Annotated in this window: 7 protein-coding genes; 5 read left to right on the plus strand and 2 right to left on the minus strand. The window is 32.2% G+C overall.

The window, feature by feature from the left end:
• Window positions 1–314: 314 nt before the first annotated feature.
• Window positions 315–1154 (plus strand): YitT family protein, encoded by an 840-nt coding sequence (locus D1606_RS17825; RefSeq protein WP_119417364.1) that lies wholly within the window; start codon window positions 315–317, stop codon window positions 1152–1154.
• Between the two features lie 75 nt (window positions 1155–1229).
• Here D1606_RS17825 and D1606_RS17830 read toward each other — a convergent pair whose 3' ends face one another.
• Together D1606_RS17830 and D1606_RS17835 are read right to left on the minus strand one after the other, a co-directional pair.
• Window positions 1230–1646: an Hsp20/alpha crystallin family protein gene (locus tag D1606_RS17830; protein ID WP_119417365.1), complete on the minus strand. Its 417-nt coding sequence runs from the start codon at window positions 1644–1646 to the stop codon at window positions 1230–1232.
• Window positions 1647–1804: 158 nt separating this feature from the next.
• Window positions 1805–2218, minus strand: coding sequence for an Hsp20/alpha crystallin family protein (locus D1606_RS17835; protein ID WP_119417366.1), 414 nt, complete (start codon window positions 2216–2218; stop codon window positions 1805–1807).
• Window positions 2219–2562: 344 nt separating this feature from the next.
• Here D1606_RS17835 and D1606_RS17840 point away from each other — a divergent pair, with 344 nt between their 5' ends.
• The 4 genes from D1606_RS17840 to D1606_RS17855 form a co-directional block, all read left to right on the plus strand.
• The gene (locus tag D1606_RS17840; RefSeq protein ID WP_119417367.1) at window positions 2563–3507 is read left to right on the plus strand and encodes a thymidylate synthase; all 945 of its coding nucleotides are present in this window, start codon (window positions 2563–2565) and stop codon (window positions 3505–3507) included.
• A gap of 14 nt (window positions 3508–3521) precedes the next feature.
• A complete protein-coding gene (locus D1606_RS17845; RefSeq protein WP_119417368.1) occupies window positions 3522–4001 on the plus strand; it encodes a dihydrofolate reductase in 480 nt (159 codons plus the stop codon).
• 500 nt (window positions 4002–4501) lie between these two features.
• Complete coding sequence (locus D1606_RS17850) at window positions 4502–5341, plus strand: DegV family protein (protein ID WP_119417369.1); 840 nt, start codon at window positions 4502–4504, stop codon at window positions 5339–5341.
• An 81-nt stretch (window positions 5342–5422) separates the two neighbouring features.
• A partial coding sequence (locus D1606_RS17855) for a GDSL-type esterase/lipase family protein (protein WP_119417370.1) occupies window positions 5423–6214 on the plus strand: 792 nt, incomplete at its 3' end.

Genomic DNA, 6214 nt, shown 5'->3' on the forward strand with positions numbered 1-6214 from the left:
AAATAGAGTCATAATGCATAAAACATAATGTAAATGTTTTTGTCTAGAAACTGTCACTTATTTATTTGAATAAACAACGCATATAATATTTTTCTAATTTACATCAAATTAGCCTCGTAAATGATAGACGAATCCTATTATTTATGAGGTGTTTTTATGTGCAGATGAGGATCAAAACAACTTCAATAGTATCTGTTTGAGTTTTTGGAATTATTTTAAATGATAAAAAATTACCTATTTAAAGAAGGTGAAATCAGTTAAAATAATTGAATGAGCAAAAGAAGCTATAAAAATAAATGGAAAGGAATTTACATATGAATTTATCGAAAGAATTGCGCTCTTATAGTTTAATAGCATTGGGGGCATTATTAGTTAGTATTTCTTACAATACTTTTTTATTACCAGCAAAGTTAGCCGCTGGTGGTGTTGTTGGGATTAGTACATTATTATTTGATTTATATAATTGGACCCCTGCAATTGTACAATGGTGCATTAATATTCCGGTATTTTTTCTTGGGTATTTTTTGTTAGGAAAAGAGTTTAGCGTTAAAACTCTAGTTGGGACAATATTATTACCTCTATGTATAGCGGTAACATCATATTTACCTTATAAAATTGATGATCCTATGCTAGCAGCTATTTATGGTGGAATTATTACAGGGGTGGGATTAGGGCTTGTCTTTAGAGGAAAAGGCTCAACTGGTGGAACAACAATAATTGGTCAATTGATAAAAAAATACACAGGTTTATCAAGTGGCTATGCGCAAATGATGATCGATGCAATCATTGTGATTGCAGCAATGTTCGTCTTTGACCTGGAACTTGCTTTGTATGCGATGATCACTATTTATATTTGTAGTAAAGTAATTGATCTCGTGCAATTGCATTCTTCTTCTTCTAAACTAGTTTTAATCATTACTGAAAATGAAGAACAAGTAACTCATCTTATCAAAGATGAAATTGATCGTGGTTTTACGAAAGTGTGGTCTGAAGGAGGATACTCACGTAATAAGAAAGCATTATTATTTAGCGTGGTAGAGCAATCTGAAGCTGTCTATTTAAAAGAGCTGATTCAAAATCGTGATACGGAATCATTCGTCATCTTCTTAAATGCTTCAGATATTATCGGAAAAGGCTTTTCACGACCAAGATAAAAAAATCAATTTAAAAATAGAGGACAATTATTGTCCTCTATTTTTACTCGGAACCCACCTTAAGGAAGTTTCAATTTATTGAATTTCAATTCGATGACTGTTTTCGATTGTTTCTTGTTTCATCTTAGGTAAAGTAATATTTAATACGCCATCTTCATATTTACATTCAATGGCATCAGATTTTACATTATTCATAGCGAATTGACGTCTGAATGAGCGACTGGTACGCTCACGGTGTATAAAATTTGAAGACTCATCTTTGTTTTCGACCTCGTGACGTTGATTTGCTTCAACTGTTAAGACATTTTGGTTAAAAGTAACATGAATATCTTCTTTTTTCATACCTGGAATATCCATTTTCACTTCGAAGCAGTTTTCTTTTTCAACAATATCAGCGCTAGGATGATTCATCTTAGAAAAGAAAGAGTCGAAGGTTTGATCAAATAATTGCGGGAAAAACAAGTCACGATTTGTTGGAAATAAATTTGACATTTGACATACCTCTTTTGACTAATTTTTTGAAGGAATTTAAATTTCCATTCAAATCATATGATTTGCAATCTATACAAAAATATACTGAAAAAAGCCAGATACAAAAGTGCATCTGGCTAAACTTTTATTGATTGATATAGGTTTAAAAGTTGAAGAAATTATTCTATTTCAATTCTATGATTTTCGACTAAAACTTGATCATTCTTAGGTAGATAAATGTTAAGAACACCGTTTTTGTATTTACATTTAATACCTTTAAGATTAACGTTTTCAATGATAAATTGTCGTTTAAATGAACTACATACACGTTCACGACGGATGTAGTTAGTCGTTAAATCTTTGCTTTCAGTTTGATGATCTTGTTGAGCTTCAATTGTTAGAAGGTTGTTGTTGTAAGTGACATTGATGTCTTCTTTGTTCATACCTGGAATATCCATAGTAACTACGTAAGAATGATCGTTTTCTTCAATGTCTACATTTGGTTGAGTCATTGGTGTAAAGAAAGAATCAAATGCTTGATCGAAGAATTGTGGGAAAAAGAAATCACGACTTGTTGGAAATAAGTTTGACATAGTGCATTACCTCTTTTTTTAGTTTTCTTCGAAAGGGAATCATTAAACTGATCCTCTTTACAGTTATTATAATATCATTTGTTATCACTCTTGTAAAGAGAGTGATAAATAAATTGAAATTTCTTAAAAATTAGTTTTAAAATTTAAATAATAAATATTCTTCAAGAATTTAATAACGTATTTTTTTATGCAAAGTGTACGATACGATATAATTTTGTATTTACAAGATCAATTCATTCAGCTCGAAAAACGTAATCATTAATTGATGAAATAAAGATTCGCAATTTACGACAACTATTGTCAATGTTATCATAAGAAATAGTATGTAACTGGAGGCTATATCGATGAAACAATACTTAGACCTTTGCCGCCATATTTTAGAAAATGGTAATGATAAAGGAGATCGTACAGGAACAGGTACATGGAGTGTTTTTGGTTATCAAATGAGATTCAATCTGCAAGATGGTTTCCCGTTAATGACTACTAAAAAAACTGCATTTCGCTTAATTGCTACAGAATTATTGTGGTTTTTAAAAGGGGATACGAATGTACGAACGCTGATTGAGCAAAATAATCATATTTGGGATGAATGGGCTTTTGAAAAATGGGTACAAAGTGAAGAATATACAGGACCAGACATGACTGACTTTGGTCATCGTGTGTTACAAGATGAAAACTTCAAAGAACAATATGATGAGCAAATGGCTATCTTCCAAAAGAATATTTTAGAAGACGAAGCATTTGCGAAAAAATATGGAGATCTTGGCCCTGTTTATGGCAAGCAATGGCGTTCATGGCCAGATGCAAAAGGTGGAACAATCGACCAAATTCAAAATGTTATTGAATCGATTAAAAAGAATCCAAATTCAAGACGACATATCGTAACTGCTTGGAATCCTGCAGAGGTTGACGATATGGCATTACCACCATGTCATTCACTTTTTCAGTTCTATGTAGCAAATGGAAAACTGTCTTGTCAATTATATCAACGAAGTGCAGATGTATTTCTTGGTGTTCCATTTAATATTGCTTCTTATGCATTGCTTACACATCTAATTGCAAAAGAGTGTGATTTAGAGGTTGGAGACTTTGTGCATACTTTAGGGGATGCGCATATCTATAAGAATCATTTGTCTCAAGTAAAAGAGCAATTGTCACGTACACCTAGAGATTTGCCTAAGTTAGTGATTAAAACGGACAAGGATTCGATATTTGATTATGAAATAACGGATTTAATAATTGAAGGATATGATCCTTATCCACGTATATCAGCACCGATTTCTGTGTGAGGAGGTTAAGTAGAATGATTTCATTGATCGTAGCTTATGATGAAAATCGTGTAATGGGGTATAACAATTCGATGCCTTGGCATTTACCAGGGGATTTAGCTTATTTCAAAAAAACAACAATGGGTAAACCAATGATTATGGGGCGTAAAACATTTGAATCTATTGGAAAAGCCTTGCCCGGAAGAACGAATATTGTTATAACAAGAGATCCAAATTACAAAGCAGAAGGTATTGTAGTTGCCCATTCTTTTGAAGAAGGATTGGAAATTGCTAAAAAAGAAGAAAAAGAAATAATGGTTATTGGGGGAGAACAAATTTTCCGCTTGGCTCTTCCAATTGCAGATGTTCTTTATGTAACAAAAATACAGCATACTTTCCAAGGCGACACATTCTTCCCGGAATTCGGCAATGAATGGAAAATAGTATCTGAATCAGACGTGTTTGAAACAAAAGAAGGTATAAAATTCTCCTATTTCGTCTTCAAAAAGAAATAATAATAGATTGACTATTGTTCAATAAGATAGATTTTTGAACGGACTTGACGGTTGAGTTCTTGGAAATAAGATATAATTTTTATTACAATCGCTCTTCTTCATACAATGAGGATGGGCGATTTTTGTTTTGGATTTTTATTGTGTAGCTCATGTCTAGAAAGTTTTTTTAATGGATACAAGTGGTGCTTCAATATAAGATTTAATGGGCGATATATATTTTTTTACACATGTTCTTTCAATTTAAATGCATAATATAGAAGACATCCTTCTTTTTATACCTGTTTAGTAATCAATAATACTCGGTAAAGATACCTCTTTAAACCAAAACAACTTTACTTATTTTTTCTCTAATCCCTAATATAACTGACAAATGTCACATGTTTTATGTGAAATTCGTGAGTACAATATATGATAAGGTTTTCACAAAATAAAAGGCTAATAGTTTACTATATAGCAATATCATTTTATAATGAAATGAATCTACTAAAGGATGTGTCAATGTGGGACGAATTCATATTGTTACCGATTCGACCGGCGAATTAACAAAAGAAGAAATTGAAAGATATAATATCCATATAGTTCCATTAACTTTTCAGTTTGATCAAAAAACATTTGTTGATGGAAAGGATATTGGTCCTGAAGAATTTCTAAAAAAAATGGCTAATACACCTAAATTACCTAAAAGTTCTCAACCAGCTGTAGGCGTTTTTAAAGAATTGTTTGATGAACTTGGTAGTAATGGAGACCAAGTATTAGTTATAACGATGACTGGTGGAATGAGCGGAACAGTAAAATCTGCCGAAGCAGCAGCAACGATGTCAGAATCAGAAGTTGTAGTAGTGGATTCCCGCTTTATTTCTTACGCTTTAGGATTCCAAGTTTTAGAAGCGGCGAGAATGGCAGAAGAAGGCAAGTCAATGGAAGAAATTTTAGAAAGACTAGATCAAGTTCGTTCAAATACAAATTTGTTTGTAGTTGTGGATACTCTTGAAAACTTGATAAAAGGTGGCCGTATTGGGAAAGGTAAGGGTTTAATAGGATCATTATTAAATATCAAACCTATCGCTTCACTTGAAGGTGGAGCTTACAATCCTGTCGCAAAAGTACGGAGCCATAAACAAGTAGTTAAGTATATATTTAAGCAATTCAAAGAACATACTAAAGGGAAAACGATTAAAGGTGTTGGAATTGCACATGCAAATGGTTTAGCAATGGGAGAACCATTAAAAAAGATGATTGAAGAGTCAGGCTATCAAAATGTGAAGTTTGGTTTTACCTCGCCAATCATTAGTACGCATACTGGGCCAGGTGCAATAGGTATTTCATATTATACAGACTAATTGGGCGGCAGGGATTAAAATAACATTCCCTGCTTTCTTTTCATTTGAGCGACAAAGTCGACATGAAAGGAAGAAATGAAATTGAAAAAAAGGTTAATACTAATCCTATCCGTTTTGCTCTTAGCTGCTTGCGGAATTACTGATAATAGTGGAAATTCAAAAGATGAAAACAAAAAAATAGCAGTTACAAAAATGATTAAATCTAAAGACATACAATATGTCGCTTTAGGGGATTCTTTAACTCAAGGTGTTGGAGACGAATTAGACAAACAAGGATATGTTGGTCGCCTAGATAAAGAAATGAAAACATGGCAAGGCGTTAAGTCTGTTACTGTTATAAATACTGCAAAAAGAGGACGGAGAAGCGATCAATTAATAGATCAAATCCAATCTGGTAAAATTGATGATGCTCTTAAACAGGCAGATTTTATTACATTAACAATTGGTGGAAACGATTTAATGAAAATTGTTCGTACCAATATTACAAATTTAGATAAGAAAGCATTTGATAAAAAAAGACCTGCGTTTCAACAAAGATATGAAAACATTATGGAATTGATTCGTGAACGGAATCCAAATGCCCCTATTATATTAATAGGCGTTTATAATCCTTTGTCAATTTTTACAAAAGAAGAATCAGATATGAATACAATCATGAGCGAATGGAATTCAGATATACGTGGATTTGCTAATAATGATGAGCATGCCGTATTTATTAATATTGAAGATTTATTCGAGTCTAATGATAATCTTGTATATCATAGTGACTTCTTCCATCCTAATGCAAAAGGATATGATCTATTGACAGCAAGAATTATTAAAACACTACATGAAGTAAATTTGAATAAACTATCAGAAGGACAATTTGATTTT

Origin of the sequence: Rummeliibacillus sp. POC4 (assembly GCF_003576525.1) — a bacterium.
GTDB lineage: Bacteria > Bacillota > Bacilli > Bacillales_A > Planococcaceae > Rummeliibacillus.